Origin of the sequence: Luteimonas sp. 8-5 (assembly GCF_029763755.1) — a bacterium.
Taxonomy (GTDB): domain Bacteria; phylum Pseudomonadota; class Gammaproteobacteria; order Xanthomonadales; family Xanthomonadaceae; genus Cognatiluteimonas.
Genome location: NZ_JARUVM010000012.1, coordinates 1 through 16,371 on the forward strand (window position 1 = coordinate 1; position 16,371 = coordinate 16,371).

Genomic DNA, 16,371 nt, shown 5'->3' on the forward strand with positions numbered 1-16,371 from the left:
CCGCCCGCTCACGTGCGGGGCGCCGCGGAATGGCCTTGCCCAAGCCGGGACACGGCGTGAACCCGTCCAAGGGGCCTCGTCGTCGACATCCATGTCTCCGACGGTCCCGTCTTGGGCAAACCCATTCCACGACGCTAAGCCAAGCGGGTGGGTCGATGCTTCGGAACGCTCCCGAAGCGGCGTTCACGACGCGGGTCGCTCCGGGCGTCGCGGGAAAGGTGGTGCGCTTTGGCGAAATCAAGGAGGAGGCCGGGCCGCAGGCCCGGCCGGGGGACATTCGCCAAAGCGGACCGCCTTTCCAGCGTAAGCGCGCGAGGAGGTCGCGCGCGAGACGCGCTCCTACGGGGCGGGGGCGCAGCTGCTGGCGGCGTGGATGGCCTTGAGGCGCTCGTATTCGACGCGCCGGCTCCCATCGGCATCGGCACCGGGGAAACGCCAGCGGAACTCCGCTTCGTCGATACGCCGCTGCCACGCCTCGCACAAGCGCTCCGGCGGCACCGCGCTGCACACGTCGGCGACCATCTCGCAGGCGCTGGCCTCCGGGCGCGACACACCGTCGATGCCCACGACCTGCAGCGGTGCGCAATGCTTCTGCGGCTCCGCTTTCTCGGTGAAGTAGTGCAGCTGGTCCCAGGTGCTGCACTGGAACAGTCCGGGCGGCGGTTGCGGCTCCGGCGCCTTGGCCCCGGGCCGCTGCACGATCCTGACCGGCGGCGCGTAGAGGCTGGGTGTCTCCGGTGCCGCCGGCGGCTCGAAGACCGGCAGCGGTGGCGGCGGTTCGATCACCTTGCGCTCTTCGCGCGCGCCCTTGGGGCACGGCTCGTCGTTCTGCACGGTGACGTTGCCGGCCGCGTCGGTGCAACGGTAGACCACCACCTGTTGCGCCGAGGCGGGCGGAATCCATAGTGGAAAGATCGAGCAGGCCAGGCACACCGCCAGGCACGCGGCCCGGTTCAACGGTCGGTCCAGCTGCCCGAGTCGGTCCAGCTGCCTTTCACCCAGCTGCCATGGCCCCAGTCGGCCGGCTGCGCCGGGGCCGGCGCGGGCACCGGGTACACCGGGCGGCGGACGACCACGCCACCCCCTGAAGAAACGCCGTCGTAGGCCGAGGCAGGCGGGTAGTAGTACGGATGCGGTTGCGGTTGCGCGCTGGCCGGTGCCGGCGCGGGATCCTTCGGGCGCGTCATGTCGCGCACCTGCTGGGTCTCGCCGTCGGGGCAGGCCGAGTCGCGCACGGCCACGCTGCCGTCGGCGGCAACGCAGCGGTAGATCTTCACCTGGTCCGCGGCGGCGGTATTGCCGGCAGGCAGCAGCGTCGCGGCGGAGGCCAGGAAGCACACCAGGGTGACCGGGAGTAAGCGCATGGGCCGATCTTGCCCCCTGCGCCGGCGCCTGCCAAGTGCGGGCGTCGCAATCAGCCGCGCAACAGGGTGCCGGTGCGGGCGTCGCGGATGTCGCTGGGACGGTCGCGGGCGCCGGTCTCGCCTGCCAGCAGGCCGTCGGTGGCGGCGAGCAGGGCGGGGTCCAGGGAATCCAGGCTACGGGCGGCAGGCTCGCCGGCGCGGTTGGCGCTGGTCGAGACCAGTGGGCCGCCGAAGGCCGTGCACAGGGCTGCGACCACCGGATGGGCGCTGACCCGCAGCGCCACCCCGTCGTGCTCGCCGCTGATCCAGCGCGGAACCCGGGGCGTGACCGGCATGATCCAGGTGTTCGGGCCCGGCCAGCTGGCCAGGACCTCCGCCTTGCGCCCCGGGGGCAGCGGTTCCCAGTCGGCAATGCCGTCGAACTGCGCCGGCGTGGCGGCGACCAGGATCAGGCCCTTGTCGACTCCGCGCTGCTTGAGCGCGAGCAGGCGCAGCACGGCCGCTTCGTCGAAAGGATCGCAGGACAGGCCCCAGACGCTTTCGGTCGGGCAGGCGACCAGGCCGCCGCGGCGCAGCACCGCAACGGCATCGGCGATGGGCAGGACGGGCGCGCTCACGCTGTCGCCGTCAGGCGTCGGCCTTCTTGACCACGCGGCGCCCGCCGACGAAGGGCTTTGGCGTCAGCAGCGGCGGCGGCTCCGGCGCCGCTGCAGGCGCGGCGGCCTTCTTCGCCACCGCCTTCTTCGCGGCCTTCTTCGCAGGCGACTTCTTCGCCGCGGTCTTCTTCGTTGCAGCCTTCTTGGTGGTCTTTTTTGCCGCGGCTTTTTTCGTTGCAGCCTTCTTCGCCGGCGCCTTCTTCGCGGCGGCCTTCTTGCCGAAGCGGCCGCGCATCGGCTTGCCGGTCTCCTCCAGCAGCCTGGTCACTTCCTCCAGCGTCAGCGATGCCGGTTCGCGATCCTTGGGAATGCGTCCATTGAGCTTGCCGTCGCTGATGTAGGGTCCGTAGCGCCCGTTGAGCACCTGGATGTCGCTGCCCTCGAATTCCTTGATGATGCGGTTGCGCGCGATCTCTTCCTTCTCCTCGATCAGGAACACCGCGCGCGCCAGGTCGATGGTGTACGGATCGTCTTCCTTCTTCAGCGAGGCGTAGACGCTGCCGCGCTTGGCGAACGGACCGAAGCGGCCGATGCCGACGCTGACCTCCTCGCCGTTGGATTCGCCCAGCTTGCGCGGCAGCCGGAACAGCTCCAGCGCGTCCTGGAGCGAGATGGTGTGCATGCTCTGGCCCGGCCGCAGCGAGGCGAAGGTCGGCTTCTCCTCGTCGTCGGCAGTGCCGATCTGGGCGTAAGGCCCATAGCGGCCCAGGCGCACGCTCACCGGCTTGCCGCTCTTCGGGTCGGTGCCCAGTTCGCGCGCGCCGGTGGCCTCGGAACGGTCGACCGACTCGGTCTTGTCGTCCACCAGTTCCTTGAACGGGCCCCAGAACTTCTCCATCAGCGGCACCCACTCCTCCTCGCCGCGCGACACCGCGTCGAGCTCGTCCTCGAGCCTGGCGGTGAAGTCGTAGTCGACGTAGCGGGTGAAGTGCGCGCTGAGGAAGTTGGAGACCGCGCGGCCGACGTCGGTCGGGCGGAAGCTGCGGCTCTCCATTTCCACGTACTTGCGGAACAGCAGGGTCTGGATGATCGAGGCGTAGGTCGACGGCCGGCCGATGCCGTACTCCTCCAGCGCCTTGACCAGGGCTGCTTCGGTGAAGCGCGGCGGCGGCTGGGTGAAATGCTGGTCGGCATGGATGCGGTCCAGCGGCACGCGCTCGCCCGGCTTCATCGCCGGCAGCTTGCGCCCCTCATCCTCGTCTTCCTTGCCCTTGGTGTCCTTGCCTTCTTCGTACACGGCAAGAAAGCCGGGTACGACCACCGTGGTGCCGCTGGCGCGGAAGCTGTGTTCGCTGCCCGCGGCAAGTTCGACCGACACGGTGTTCAGCGTGGCCGGGATCATCTGCGAGGCCACGGCGCGCTTCCACACCAGTTCGTACAGGCGGCGCTCGTCGTCGGTGAGGAAGCGCGCCACCTGCGCCGGCGTGCGCAGCGCCGAGGTCGGGCGCACCGCTTCGTGCGCTTCCTGCGCGTTCTTCGACTTGGTGGTGTAGAAGTTGGGCTTGTCCGGGAGCGAGGCGGTGCCGAAGTCGCGCGCGATCACGTCGCGGATCTCGCCCAGCGCCTCGGCCGAGAGGTTGACCGAGTCGGTACGCATGTAGCTGATCAGGCCGACGGTGCCTTCCTCGCCGATGTTCACGCCTTCATAGAGCTTCTGCGCCACCTGCATGGTGCGCTTGGTGGTGAAGCCGAGCTTGCGCGCGGCTTCCTGCTGCAGCGTGGAAGTGGTGAACGGCGGCGACGGGCGGCGCTTGCGTTCCTTGCTGGCGACGTCGGTGACGTGCAGCGAACCGCCGGCGGCCCTGGCGATGCGCTCGCGCGCCGATTCCGCGCTTTCGCCATCGGTGACGGTGAACTGTTCGAATTTCTTGCCGTCGAGCTTGACCAGCTTGGCGGTGAACGGCTGCGACGGGTGCGCGCACTCGGCCTCGATCGACCAGTACTCGCGCGCGACGAACGCCTCGATCTCCTCCTCGCGCTCGACGATCATGCGCAGCGCAGGCGACTGCACGCGTCCGGCGGACAGGCCGCGCTGCACCTTGCGCCACAGCACCGGCGACAGGTTGAAGCCGACCAGGTAGTCGAGCGCGCGGCGGGCCTGCTGCGCATCGACCAGGTCGCCGGCGATGGTGCGCGGCTGCTCCATCGCCTCGCGGATGGCGCGCGGGGTGATCTCGGTGAACACCACCCGGTGCAGCGGCTTGCCTTCCAGCAGCCCGCGCTCGCGCAGGATCTCGGCGATGTGCCAGCTGATCGCCTCGCCCTCGCGGTCCGGGTCGGTGGCCAGGTACAGGGCGTCGGCCGCCTTGGCCGCCTTGGCGATGGCCTCGACGTGCTTCTCGTTCTTCTCGATCAGGTCGTAGCGCATGGCGAAGCCGTGCGCCGGATCGACCGCACCCTCCTTGGGCACCAGGTCGCGGACATGGCCGTAGGACGCCAGGACCGTGAAGTCCTTGCCGAGGTACTTGTTGATCGTCTTGGCCTTGGCGGGCGACTCGACGATGAGGAGGTTCTTGGCCATGGCGGCAGAGGGTCCGGAGCTGGGCGGCGGCGTGCCGTGAAGGCGGCGACGCCCGCGGCCGTGGCCCCGGGCGTCGATTCCTTTTATTAGAGGTACCACACGCGGCGCCGGCGGCGCCAGCCGGTGACCCGGGCGAACCCCGGCTAGTGGACCGGCTCGGGTTCGTCCAGGTACATCTGGGTCTCCATCCAGGCGTAGGCCGCCTCGGAGCCCGGCTGGTTGAACAGGACCATCAGCACGACCCACTTCAGGTCCTCGAGGTCCAGCTCGTCCTGGTCCAGGGCCATCGCCCGGTCCAGCACCAGCTCGCGCTGGTCCGGGTCCAGGATCCCGTGCTGCTCCAGGAACATCAGGAAACCGCGGCATTCCACGTCCAGCTTGTCGAGCTCGGGCCCGAAGAAGATCCGGGTCGGGCCGCCGGCACGCGGGTCGCCGGGCGCGGGGCGCTGCTCGGCCAGGGCGCCGAGCCAGTCGAAGGCCTTGTGGATCTCGGCCGGGCTGAAGCCGGCCTGGGTCAGTTCGTCCAGCAGCGGGCCGTTGGCCAGTTGCTCGCGGTCGCCCGGCGGCGGGACGTCTTCGGTGAAGTAGTGCTCGAACAGGTACAGCAGGACGTCCAGGATGCTCTCTTTCATTTCCCCTCGGCCTGCACCGTGGCAGGTGCTGTGGAGGTGCGGGTGTAGCGGCCGTGGCGTGAAACCACCCGGCCTTCAAGCTCCATGACCAGCAGCATGGAGGACAGTTGCGCGGCCGTCAATCCGGTCCGTGAGACGAGTCCATCCATACCTGTTGGGTCGTGGCCCAGGGCCGTCCACAATTTCTTGTAGTCGGGATCTGCCGGGCCAGGGGCCGCGGCGGCCTCGCACGGAGCCGCCGACGGCTCATGGATGGGGGCGCCCAGGCGTCCCCGCAAGTCGTCGGCCAGGCGTGCCGCGAGCGGACCGAGCGCGGCCACGACTTCGTCGGGCGATTCCACCAGGGCCGCGCCATCGCGCAGCAGGCGGTGGCAGCCGCGGGCCTTGGGGTTGTGGATCGAGCCGGGCAGGGCGAACACCTCGCGGCCGCTCTCGCCGGCCAGGCGGGCGGTGATCAGCGACCCGGAGCGCTGGGCGGCTTCGACCACCACGGTGCCGAGGGACAAGCCGGCGATGATCCGGTTGCGGCGCGGGAACTGTCCTCGGTGCGCGACCGTGCCGGGCGGAAGCTCGCTGACCAGCACGCCATGCGCGGCTATGCGCGCGTGCAGCGCCGCGTTCGAGCGCGGGTAGGGCACGTCCGGGCCGGTGCCGAGCACCGCGATGGTGGCGCCCCCGGCGGACAGCGCGCCGGCGTGGGCGGCGGTGTCGATACCCGAGGCCAGGCCGCTGGCCACCGCCAGCCCGGATGCGGCGAATGCGCGGGCGAAGGCGAATGCGTTGTCGGCGCCGCCCGCGCTCGGCGAACGGCTGCCGACCACCGCCACGCAGGGATGCCAGAGCAGCGTCGGGTCGCCGGCGACGAACAGCACCCGCGGCGGATCGGCGATACGCCGCAACAGGGCCGGGTAGTCGGGGTGCCGCCAGTGCAGCAGGTGGTGGCGCGGCTGTTGCAGCCACGCCCGGGTGCGCGCATCGAGGTCGTCCATCCCGGGAGCGTGGCCCGGAAACGGCGACGGCGCCGTCAGGCGCCGCCGCTTGCGAACGTCAGGAAACGACGCGCCTCAGAACGGGGCGTCCGGATGCTTCAGCTCGAAGCCCACGCGGGTCGGCTTCACGCTGTCCATCACCAGGCCGTAGCTCATCTTGTCGAAGGTGCGGAACACCATCACGTGGCCGGCGAACTCGTCGGGCAGGCGCACCTTGCTCCCCGCGAAAATGGTGCTCTCGGTGCGGTCCAGGCCGTACTCGACACGGTCGACGGCGTTGGTGCCGACGCGCCAGGTGGAAAACACGGTGCCGTTGTCGATGCCGTCGCGCGCGCCGACCGAAAGCGCGACCACGTCGTGCGGGCCGCCGGTGGCGAGCATGTCGGCCACCGCAAGGACCTTCGCCCGGCCGTAGTCGAACGAGCGGGCGGGCGGATGCGGGTGGAAGTAGGGATCGTAGGACTGGACGTCCACCGGCACGATGCGGTCGCCGACGCGGACCTCGTGCGAGTCATGGTCCAGCATCAGGGTGCTGGCCTCGATGCCGCCGACTTCGCCGCGGGTGATGGTGCCCGCGCTGACGCGCTTGAGCTCGTGGCCCAGCAGCTCCTTGCCCTTGTCCATCACCATCACGGCGGCCCAGAAATCGGCCGAGTCGAGGGTGCGCCTGCCGCGGAAGTCCAGGCTGTCGCGGTCGAACAGGTCGCAGCAGCCATCGGTGCGGTCGACGAAGGCATAGCGCTGCACCGGTCGCACCACCATGTAGCGCTGGCCGGGCTGGGCGCCGGCGAGGCCGCGCACGTAGACGAGCTGGCCCTGGCCGCCGCGCAGGCGGTCCTCTTCCAGGCCGACCACGTAGGGCAACTGGTCGAAGGAATCGACGACGCGCAGGTCCTTCAGGAACGGCTCGATCTCGCCGAGCGGGATGCCCGTGATCGGCGGTTCGGTCCGCGGGCCCGGCTGGACCACGGCCTGCGGCTGCTGCACGCGATCCATGTAGGCCAGCGACAGCACGTCGCCCGGATAGATCAGGTGCGGGTTCTCGACCTGCGGGTTGGCCTGCCAGATTTCCGGCCACAGCCACGGTTTCTGCAGGAAGCGCCCGGCGATGTCCCACAGGGTGTCCCCACGCTGCACCACGTAGGTGTCCGGATGGTCGGCGCGCAGGTCCACCGCGACCGCCCACGTGGTGATCGTGAGCAACGCGACGGCCATGGCCGTGCGCAGCCCTTGAGGCAAATGTTTAAGCTTTGCGGCCATGTACCCGCTCCCCTTGGGAAAACCCACCCTTAACCCGGGCCAATAGAGCGCAGGGATCGCAGCCGGACGCAAGCCGGTAGCGGTATCATTGCCCAATTCCGCAAGCCCGGTGCTTGCGGATGTGACCCACGCCTCCCTTTTCAAGCCATGGCCCTGCTCCCGATCCTCGAGTTCCCCGACCCCCGGCTGCGTACCAAGGCAGTCCCGGTCGACCCGGCGTGGCTGGCCGGCGAGGAGGCCCAGCGCCTGTTCGACGACATGTTCGAGACCATGTACGAGGCTCCCGGCATCGGCCTGGCGGCAAGCCAGGTGGACGTCCACAAGCGCTTCATGGTCATCGACGTCTCCGAGGAGAAGGACCGGCGCATGGTCTTCGTGAACCCGGAGATCGTCGCCCGCAGCGGCGAGGAGGTCTGCCAGGAGGGCTGCCTGTCCGTCCCCGGGATCTTCGCCGACGTGACCCGTGCCGCGGAGATCACGGTGCGCGCGCTCGATCGCCATGGCGAGCCGTTCGAACTGGCCGCCGACGGCCTGCTGGCGGTGTGCATCCAGCACGAGATCGACCACCTCGACGGCAAGCTGTTCGTCGACTACCTCTCGCCGCTCAAGCGCGAGATGGTGCGCAAAAAGCTCGCCAAGCAACGCCGCGCCGACGCCGCCTGACGGCCCGCGATGCGGATCGTCTTCGCCGGAACCCCCGAGTTCGCCGTTCCAGCCCTGCGCGCCGCCGCCGCACGCGGCGAAGTCGTGGCCGTCCACACCCAACCCGATCGTCCCGCCGGCCGCGGCCGCGGGCTGCAGCCTTCGCCGGTGAAGCTCGAGGCGTTGCAGCGCGGGATTCCGGTGCTGCAGCCCGAGTCGCTGAAATCGCAGGTCTCGCGCGATGCATTGCGCGCGCTGCAGCCCGACCTGATGGTCGTGGTCGCCTACGGGCTGTTGCTACCGCAGAAGATCCTCGACATCCCGGTGCACGGCTGCTGGAACGTGCATGCGTCGCTGCTGCCGAGGTGGCGTGGCGCCGCGCCGATCCAGCGTGCCATCGAAGCCGGCGACGCCGAGACCGGCGTGTGCCTGATGCAGATGGAGAAGGGCCTGGACACCGGGCCCGTGCTGCTCAGCCAGCGCATTGCCATCGGTCCGGATGAAACTTCGGGCGAACTGCACGATCGCCTGGCCGCTCTCGGTGCACAGGTCCTGGCCGACGGCCTGGGGCTGTTGCGGGCGGGCATGCGTCCGGTCCCGCAGCCGCAGCCCGAGGTAGGAGTCACCTACGCGCACAAGCTGGACAAGGCCGAGGCCCGGCTCGACTGGTCGCAGCCGGCCGAACTGCTGGCGCGCAAGGTGCGCGCGTTCCACCCCTGGCCCGTGGCCGAGGCGCAGTTGTCCGGCGAGCGTGTCCGCATCCATCGCGCCCGCGCTATCCCGCTGGCACGGGCGGCCGCCCCCGGCGAGGTAGTGTCCGCGGGACGCGACGGCATCGACGTCGCATGCGGAGAAGGCGCGCTGCGCCTGCTGCAGGTGCAACGCGATGGCGGCCGGCCGGTGGCCGCGGCCGACTACCTCAACGCGCGTCCGCAGCTGGGCCGCGGATGAATGCAGGCGGTCGCCAGGACCGCGGCGCCGGCGCACGAGCCGTCGCAGCACGCGTACTCGACGCCGTCCTCCACGGCGGCCATTCGCTCAAGGCCGAACTCGCGGCCGCCTTGCCACAGCTGCCTGATCCGCGCGACCGCGCCCTGGTCGAAGCCATCGTCTTCGCCGCCTTGCGCCAGCGCGCGCGCCTGGAGGCTGCGCTCGCGCAATGGATGCCGCGACCGCCCGGCCGCCGCGACGGCATCCTGCGTGCGCTGCTGTACACCGGGTTCGTCCAGCTCGAAGTGCTGCAGCTGCCGCCGCACGCGGCACTGGCGGCGACGGTCGACGCGGCCCGCGTGCTTGGCCGTGCCCACCAGGCCGGACTGGTCAACGCCTTGCTGCGGCGCGCGCAGCGCGACGGCCTGCCGACCGTCGATGCCTCCGCGTCGTGGCCGAAGTGGCTGCTGGAGATGCTGCGTCGCGACCGGCCCGCGCACGTCGCCGCGATCGTGCAGGCCAGCGCCGAGCCGGGCCCGCTGTGGCTGCGGGCGAACCGGCGCCTGGCGACGCCGGAAGGCATGCGCGAGCGCCTGGCCGCAAGCCGCATCGTTGCCACGCAGGTGCCGGCGTGTGTGGACGGCCTGCGCATCGACGACCCGGTGCCGGTGTCGGCGCTGCCCGGATTCGCCGACGGCGAGCTTTCCGTGCAGGACGGCAGCGCGCAACTGGTGGCCGATGCGCTGCGGCCCGCGGCGGGCATGCGCATCCTGGATGCCTGCAGTGCGCCCGGCGGCAAGGCCGCGCACCTGCTCGAACGCGATCGCTCCCTGCGCCTGCTGGCGCTGGATGTCGACCGCAAGCGGCTGGAGCGCGTGCGGGCCACGTTCGCCCGCCTGGCCCTGGATGGCGGCGACAACGTGCAGCTGCGCGTGGCCGATGCCGCCGATACTTCCGGCTGGTGGGACGGCACGCCCTTTGACGCGATCCTGCTGGATGCGCCCTGCAGCGCCACCGGCGTCGTGCGCCGCCAGCCCGACATCCTGTTGCACCGGCGCGCCAGCGACATCGACGAGCTTGCCGCCGGACAGGCGCGCCTGCTCGACGCGCTCTGGCCCGCGCTGGCACCCGGCGGCACCCTGCTGTACGCCACCTGTTCGATCCTGCGCCGCGAGAACGACGCGCAGGTCGCGGCCTTCCTGGCGCGCACGCCCGATGCCCGCCTTCAGCCGCTGGATGCCCGCTTCGGCGAGGACACCGGCCACGGCAGCCAGCGCCTGCCCGGGCAGGACGGCATGGACGGATTCTTCTACGCCAGGATCGGGAAGCCCATACACTCCGGGGCATGACCGCCCGGAGAACATGGATGTCTACACGGATGTTCTGGGTCCTGGCACTGCTGGTACTGGGTGCCGGGCTGGGCTTGCGCGATCCATGGCCGGCCGACGAGCCGCGCTTCGCGCTCGTGGCCAAGCACATGGTCGAAAGCGGCGACTGGTTGTTCCCGCACCGCGGCAGCGAGCTGTATGCCGACAAGCCGCCGTTGTTCATGTGGCTGCAGGCGGCCGCCTACACCGTCGTCGGCAACTGGCGCGTCGCGTTCCTGCTGCCGTCGCTGCTCGCCGCGCTGGGCACGCTGTGGTGCGTGGTCGACCTGGGCCGCCGGCTGTGGACGCCACGCGTCGGGCTGTACGCCGGCTACGCGGTGCTGTTCGCGCTGCAGTTCACCTACCAGGCGCGCAAGGCGCAGATCGATCCGCTGGTGACGTTCTGGATCACCCTGGGCAACTACGGGTTCCTGCGCTTCTTCCTGTCGGCGCGCGACGGCGAGGCGCCGCAATGGCGGATGTGGATGCTCGGCTGGTTCGCCGCCGGCCTGGGCACGATCACCAAGGGCGTGGGCGTGATCGCGCTGCTGATGGTGCTGCCCGGCATCGTCGCGGCGATGCGCGGATGGCACGCGGCACGCGCGCCGCTGCGCGGCTGGCGCACGTGGGCCGGTCCGCTGGCCTTCCTCGTGGCCGTTTCGTTGTGGCTGGTGCCGATGGTGCTCGCCGTCGCCGGCAGCACCGATCCGGCCTATCGCGCCTACCTCGACGACATCCTGTTCAAGCAGACGGCAAAGCGCTACGCGCAATCCTGGGACCACCCGCAGCCGCCCTGGTACTTCCTCGAGGTCACGCTGCTGATGTGGCTGCCGGCGATGCTCGCCTTGCCCTGGGCGCTGCCGGCATGGTGGCGACGCCTGCGCCGTCGCGATGCCCGTTACCTGCTGCCGCTGGGCTGGTGGGCGCTGGTGCTGGTGTTCTTCTCGATCCCCGACGGCAAGCGCGACGTGTACGTCATGCCCGCACTGCCGATGGCGTGCCTGGCGCTGGCGCCTCTGCTGCCCGGCATCGTGCGCAGGCGTGGCGCGCAACGGCTGGCCATGGCGTTCACTGCGCTGCTGACCGTGCTCATGCTGGGCGCGGGCACCGCGATGCTGGCCTCGGATCCGCGCTTCGAGACCCGGCTGGTCCTCGAACGCGGGATGGACGCAGCCGAAGTCGCCGGTGGTGCATGGATGCTGGTGGCGATCGGCACCTGGGGGCTGGGCTGCCTGTTGTGGGCCGGCCGTCGCCGCGCCATCGCGGGCATGCTCGCCATGCTTGCCGGCCTCTGGGTCGTGTTCGGGCTCGTGGGCTACCGCCTGCTCACCGATTCCAGTTCCTCGGCGGCGTTGATGCGCGATGCAGGAGCGCGGATCGGGCCGGATGCGGAACTTGGCCTGGTCGCCTGGCGCGAGCAGAACCTGCTGATGGCCGACCGCCCGGCCGCGACGTTCGGCTTCAAGGCCGAGCCGGCCGAGCAGATGCGGCGCGCGCTGGCATGGCAACGGCAGGCGCCGGCCTCGCGCTGGCTGCTGGTGCAGGACACCGGCTTGCTGCCCTGTGTCGACCAGTCCCTGTCGCAGCACCTGGGCGGCGCCAACCGGCGCGAATGGTGGCTGGTGCCGGCGCATGCCACCATGGCCTGTCGTTGACGGAAGGATGCCGATGGCAGGGGAAGCGCGGCGCTACCTGATGTTCGTCGAGTTGCCGTACTCGTTCGAGATCCTGCGGCCATTGCAGGCGGCCGCGCGCGCGCGCGGCGCCGAAGTGGCCTGGTTCCTCAACGGCCCGGCGCCGTCGCACCTGCACCCCCGCGAACGCCTGTTGGGTTCGGTCGCCGAGGTCGCGGCGTTCGCGCCGCATGCGGTGTTCGTCCCGGGCAACGAAGTGCCGCCGTTCTTTCCCGGCCTGAAGGTGCAGGTCTTCCATGGCTTCGCCATCGAGAAGAAAGGCCACTTCAGGATCCGCGGCATGTTCGACCTGTTCTGCACCTTCGGGCGGCTGACCACCGGGCCGTTCGAGGCGCTGGCCAAACGCCACGGCTGCTTCCGCGTCGCCGAGACCGGCTGGCCGAAGGTGGATCCATTGTTCGACGCCCCGCGGGCGCGCGCCGCCGGCGCCGCCAGGCGCATCCTCTACGCTCCCACCTTCAGCCCGTCGCTGACTTCCGCGCCGGCGCTGGCCGACACGATCCGCGACATCGTGGCGCGGCGCGACTGGCACTGGACGGTGAAGTTCCACCCGAAGATGGCGGAGGAGTTCGCCGCGCCGATCCGCGCGATCCGGGGCGCCAACTTCAGCATCGCCACGGCCGACGAAATGCTGCCGCTGCTGCGCGACGCCGACGCGATGCTCACCGACACCTCGTCGGCGGCGGCGGAATTCATGCTCCTGGACAAGCCCGTGGTGGCGTTCCGCAACCGCGCGCCGGGCCCGCACCTGGTGACGGTCGACGAACCGGCGCAACTGGAGTCCGCGCTGGCGTCGGTGCTGGAGGGCGACGATCCGTCGCGCGAGGCGCGCCGGCGCTACGTGCAGGCCATGCATCCCTGGCGCGACGGGCGTTCGAGCGAGCGCGTACTCGACGCGGTGGAAGCGGAACTGGCCCGCGGCCGCGACGGACTGCGGCGCAAGCCGGCGAGCCTGTTGCGACGGCTCAAGTACTGGCGGACGTTGCCGAAGACACCATCGTCTGCTTGATCTCGGTGCTCGAGATCTCCGCGGTGCGCGGCAGGTAGACCACTTCGCACGCGTCGCGCAGGAAGTCGAATTTGCCGGTCCAGTCGTCGCCCATGACGAACACGGCGACGCCATGGGTCTTCACGTCCTCGATCTTCTGTTCCCAGCTGGCTTCGGGGATCACCAGGTCCACGTAGCGGATCGCCTCCAGCACCGCCTTGCGGTTGGCGTAATTGAGCAGCGCCGACTTGTGCTTCTTGCTGTTGAACTCGTCCGTCGACAGGCCCACCACCAGGCGGTCGCCGAGCTCGCGCGCGCGGCGCAACAGGTTGATGTGGCCGATATGGACGACATCGAAGGTGCCATAGGTGATCACGGTCCGGGTCATTTGGTCCGCCTTCGTTCCAGGTCGCAGTAGGGGTTGGCTTCGCCGCTGTCGCAAGGCCGCAGCTTGTAGCGCTTGTAGGTCCACTGGTACTGCGCGGGATCGCGCCGCGCGATCCGCTCCACGCCGGCATTGAGCGCGGCCGTGCCCACCTCCGTGTCGGTGTCGGCAATGCCTTCCGGGGCGGGCTCGATGCGCAGCGCGAATGCGGGCGCGACACCGGTGCCGGGGATGCGTTCGCAATACGCGAACAGTACCGTCGCGCCGGTGCGCGAGGCCAGGCGCGGCAGCAGGCACATGGTCAAGGCCTGGATGCCGAAGAACGGCGCGAACTCGCCTTCCCCGGCCTTGGGCTGCTGGTCGGGCAGGATCCCGACCACGCCGCCGGCCTGCAGCGTGCGCAGCAACCGCCGCACCGCCGTGCCTTCGGCCGGCACCTGGGTCACGCGGCCCTCGTCGCCCGCGCGGACGCGCTGCAGGAAGGCTTCGCCGATCGCCGACTCCGGCGGGCGGTACAGGATGGAAAGTGGCGTGCGTGCGGCCAGCCACTGGTTGAGCAGTTCCCAGTTGCCGTAGTGCGGCGCGGCGACGATCACGCCGCGGCCGGCGGCGATCGCGTCGTCGAGCAGGGCGGTGCCGTGCGATTCGCGTATCAGGCCGAGGTTGCGCGCATGCGGTCGCGTCCACAGGGCCAGCGTCTCCAGCGCCTGGCGCGCGGTGGTCCGCAGTACCGCGCGATGCAGGGCGTCGCGTCCAGCCTGGTCCAGCGCGGGAAATGCCAGTTCGATGTTGCGCCTGGCCACGCACGATTCGCGCACGTCGCGCCGGCTCCAGAGCCATGCCAGGCCATCGCCCAGCGCGTGCAGGCATCGCCAGGGCAGGTGGCCCGCGATCCAGGCCATCAGGTAGAGCAGGTTGCCGAGCATGCGTTTCATGGCGGTTACCAGTGCAGCTTGCGCGCAGCCACGGCCGCGGCCAGCCGTTCGAACAGGTCCCGCGCTTCACCCTCGCGCAGGTAGCGCAACCGCAGTGGCGGCGCCATCGCCCCGGCACCGGCGGTGTCGAGCACGAGCGTGGCCATGCCGCAACGGCGATCCAGCGGCGACTGTGCCATGCGCAGCGCCTGCAGCTTGTCGATTTCGGCGAAGCGCCAGGTCCGCGACCACCAGCCGGCGCGGGCCGCCACCAGCCGCTCGTCGCAGGCATAGCCGGCATGGTGCGCATGGCGATGCGCGACCAGCAGCGTCCACGCCAGCCATGGCACCAGCAGCAACAACGCCCACGCACCGCCGCGCCAGGCGACCGCGGCGCAGACCGCCAGGGCCAGCAGCGTCCCCGGCCACGCCAGGCGCAGCCAGGCCAGGCGGTGCAGCGGCTGCCATTGCGCCGGCGGCCATTGCGTCCCGGGGAGAAGATGTCGCACCAGTGCATCGCAGTCGCCGGGCGTGGCGATCGGCGCAAGCTCCCGCAGCGCGCGCTGGCCGGCATCCGCGCCGCCCGCGATGGCGGTGTCGATATGCAGGCTGCGCCGCTTCAGCAGGCGATGCAGCAGACCTTCCTCCAGCGTCCATGCCTGGATGCGCCGGCGCGGCACGCTGGTGCGCAGGCGGGTCAGCAGGCCGCGCTCGACCGTGAGCCGGCGGCCGTGTTCATCGAGGCGGAATCCGAAGTAGCCCAGCAGTGCCAGCCCAACCGACAGCGCACGCAGGAACAGCACGAAGGCGACCAGCAGGCTCGCGCCGACCAGCACGTAGTCGCCTGCGTCGAAACGGTGCGCGTCGGCGTAGCCGAACAGCGCCTTGCCCCAGCCTTCGAAGAGGTTGGCCAGCAGGCGCTGGTTGAACTGCGAGACCGCCGCGGCGGCGCCACCGAGGACCAGCAGGCCGCGATTGGAGACCAGGCCGAGTCGCACCACTTCCATCGGTGGCAACTGCAGCAGCGTCTGCGCCGGTGCTTCGCCGGCGTGGGTCGCGCCGGCGACGGCAGGCGCCGAACCGCGTCGCCGCACCAGCTGTTCCAGCGCCATGGCATCGGACAGCCGCAGCACCCGCATTTGCGCCTCCGGCTTGTCGCCCCCGGCGGACTCGAGCCGGACTTCGGCCACGTCGAACATCCGGTGCAGCAGGGTCTGGTGCAGGGCCACGTTGTGGATCCGCGCGAACGGCACCTGGCGCAGCTGCCGGTGCAGCAGGCCGCTGCGGATCACGATGCTGTCGTCCTCGATCCGGTAGTGGTAGGTGAAGTACCGCCACACCGACGCCAGCACCAGCACACCCACGCCGATCAGCAGCCATGGCGCCTCCGAATCGCGCTGGCCGAAGAACAGCAGCGCCACCAACGGCACGATGAACTGGCGCAGCTGCGCCAGCAGCACGAACAACCAGGACAACGGATGCAGGCGGCGCTCGGCGCCCGGCTCAGGCGGCGCGGCCGTCATGACCGTCGTCGTCATCGTCGTCGTCCACCTGGCGGGCGAGGATGTCGCGCAGGCGCTCGGCGTCTTCGGCATCCAGGCCACCCACGCCGACCGCACTGTGGCGCGTGCCCGCGGTATGGATCACCAGGGTGGACAGGCCGAAGCGCCGCTGCAGCGGCCCGCGCTGCAGGTCCAGGTGCTGGACCCGCGATTGCGGGACCCGGGTCTCGCTGCGCCACAGGTGGCCACGGCGCAGGGCGAAACCGGCTGCGTCCAGGCGCCAGGCGGTGTAGCGCCAGGCGCGCTCGCCGCGCCAGCAACCGAATGCGGCGCCGGCCACCGCGCCGGCGACGCCCAGCCACGCCGGTGCCGGGGCCTCCGCGACGGCGGCCACGACCAGGGCGGCGAAGCCGACCGGGATCGCCAGCAGCGCGCCACGCAACACGAACAGTCGCAGTGCGCGTCGCGGCAACGGTTGCCAGTCTCCGTTCATGTCATCGGCCCCATGCGGCCATCCTACAATGCAG

The 16,371-nt window shown here is 70.6% G+C and carries 16 protein-coding genes; 5 read left to right on the plus strand and 11 right to left on the minus strand.

Features of this window, described 5'->3' with window-relative positions; all coding sequences use genetic code 11:
* Positions 1-339: 339 nt before the first annotated feature.
* From QAA18_RS02355 to QAA18_RS02385, 7 genes are all read right to left on the minus strand, one after another.
* The gene (locus QAA18_RS02355) at positions 340-957 is read right to left on the minus strand and encodes a hypothetical protein (protein WP_279410722.1); all 618 of its coding nucleotides are present in this window, start codon (positions 955-957) and stop codon (positions 340-342) included.
* Complete coding sequence (locus QAA18_RS02360) at positions 954-1,364, minus strand: hypothetical protein (RefSeq protein WP_279410723.1); 411 nt, start codon at positions 1,362-1,364, stop codon at positions 954-956. The genes QAA18_RS02355 and QAA18_RS02360 overlap by 4 nt, the downstream gene beginning before the upstream one ends.
* Positions 1,365-1,414: 50 nt before the next feature.
* The gene (locus tag QAA18_RS02365) at positions 1,415-1,981 is read right to left on the minus strand and encodes a Sua5/YciO/YrdC/YwlC family protein (RefSeq protein WP_279410724.1); all 567 of its coding nucleotides are present in this window, start codon (positions 1,979-1,981) and stop codon (positions 1,415-1,417) included.
* Between the two features lie 10 nt (positions 1,982-1,991).
* A complete protein-coding gene (locus QAA18_RS02370; protein ID WP_279410725.1) occupies positions 1,992-4,541 on the minus strand; it encodes a DNA topoisomerase I in 2,550 nt (849 codons plus the stop codon).
* A gap of 143 nt (positions 4,542-4,684) precedes the next feature.
* On the minus strand, positions 4,685-5,173 hold the full coding sequence (locus QAA18_RS02375) for a DUF494 family protein (RefSeq protein WP_279410727.1): 489 nt from the start codon (positions 5,171-5,173) through the stop codon (positions 4,685-4,687).
* Positions 5,170-6,162, minus strand: coding sequence for a DNA-processing protein DprA (gene dprA, locus QAA18_RS02380; RefSeq protein ID WP_279410728.1), 993 nt, complete (start codon positions 6,160-6,162; stop codon positions 5,170-5,172). Before dprA ends, QAA18_RS02375 begins: the two co-directional genes overlap by 4 nt.
* A gap of 75 nt (positions 6,163-6,237) precedes the next feature.
* On the minus strand, positions 6,238-7,401 hold the full coding sequence (locus QAA18_RS02385; RefSeq protein ID WP_279410818.1) for a LysM peptidoglycan-binding domain-containing protein: 1,164 nt from the start codon (positions 7,399-7,401) through the stop codon (positions 6,238-6,240).
* A 168-nt stretch (positions 7,402-7,569) separates the two neighbouring features.
* Between QAA18_RS02385 and def the strand changes: the two genes are divergently transcribed.
* From def to QAA18_RS02410, 5 genes are read left to right on the plus strand one after another with little or no spacing between them, the layout of a single operon-like run.
* Positions 7,570-8,085 carry a peptide deformylase gene (def, locus tag QAA18_RS02390; RefSeq protein ID WP_279410729.1) on the plus strand — a complete coding sequence of 172 codons (516 nt, stop codon included), beginning with the start codon at positions 7,570-7,572 and terminating at the stop codon, positions 8,083-8,085.
* Positions 8,086-8,094: 9 nt separating this feature from the next.
* Positions 8,095-9,015: a methionyl-tRNA formyltransferase gene (gene fmt / locus QAA18_RS02395; protein ID WP_279410731.1), complete on the plus strand. Its 921-nt coding sequence runs from the start codon at positions 8,095-8,097 to the stop codon at positions 9,013-9,015.
* A complete protein-coding gene (gene rsmB, locus QAA18_RS02400; protein WP_279410732.1) occupies positions 9,012-10,343 on the plus strand; it encodes a 16S rRNA (cytosine(967)-C(5))-methyltransferase RsmB in 1,332 nt (443 codons plus the stop codon). The genes fmt and rsmB overlap by 4 nt, the downstream gene beginning before the upstream one ends.
* Positions 10,344-10,372: 29 nt before the next feature.
* Positions 10,373-12,016 (plus strand): glycosyltransferase family 39 protein, encoded by a 1,644-nt coding sequence (locus QAA18_RS02405; RefSeq protein WP_279410733.1) that lies wholly within the window; start codon positions 10,373-10,375, stop codon positions 12,014-12,016.
* A 13-nt stretch (positions 12,017-12,029) separates the two neighbouring features.
* Positions 12,030-13,064, plus strand: a complete 1,035-nt coding sequence (locus QAA18_RS02410) for a CDP-glycerol glycerophosphotransferase family protein (RefSeq protein ID WP_279410734.1) — start codon at positions 12,030-12,032, stop codon at positions 13,062-13,064.
* On the opposite strand, the gene tagD is transcribed toward QAA18_RS02410, so the two are convergent.
* Genes tagD through QAA18_RS02430 form a run of 4 tightly spaced genes read right to left on the minus strand, consistent with a single transcriptional unit; the run spans position 13,021 to position 16,337 of the window.
* Complete coding sequence (gene tagD, locus QAA18_RS02415) at positions 13,021-13,431, minus strand: glycerol-3-phosphate cytidylyltransferase (protein WP_279410736.1); 411 nt, start codon at positions 13,429-13,431, stop codon at positions 13,021-13,023. The two genes, QAA18_RS02410 and tagD, sit on opposite strands and share 44 nt — an antisense overlap.
* Entirely contained in the window at positions 13,428-14,363 is a 936-nt protein-coding gene (locus QAA18_RS02420; RefSeq protein WP_279410737.1) for a lauroyl acyltransferase, read from the minus strand. The genes tagD and QAA18_RS02420 overlap by 4 nt, the downstream gene beginning before the upstream one ends.
* Positions 14,364-14,368: 5 nt before the next feature.
* Entirely contained in the window at positions 14,369-15,865 is a 1,497-nt protein-coding gene (locus QAA18_RS02425; protein ID WP_279410819.1) for a PH domain-containing protein, read from the minus strand.
* Positions 15,846-16,337: a PH domain-containing protein gene (locus QAA18_RS02430; RefSeq protein WP_279410738.1), complete on the minus strand. Its 492-nt coding sequence runs from the start codon at positions 16,335-16,337 to the stop codon at positions 15,846-15,848. Before QAA18_RS02430 ends, QAA18_RS02425 begins: the two co-directional genes overlap by 20 nt.
* Positions 16,338-16,371 lie beyond the last annotated feature (34 nt).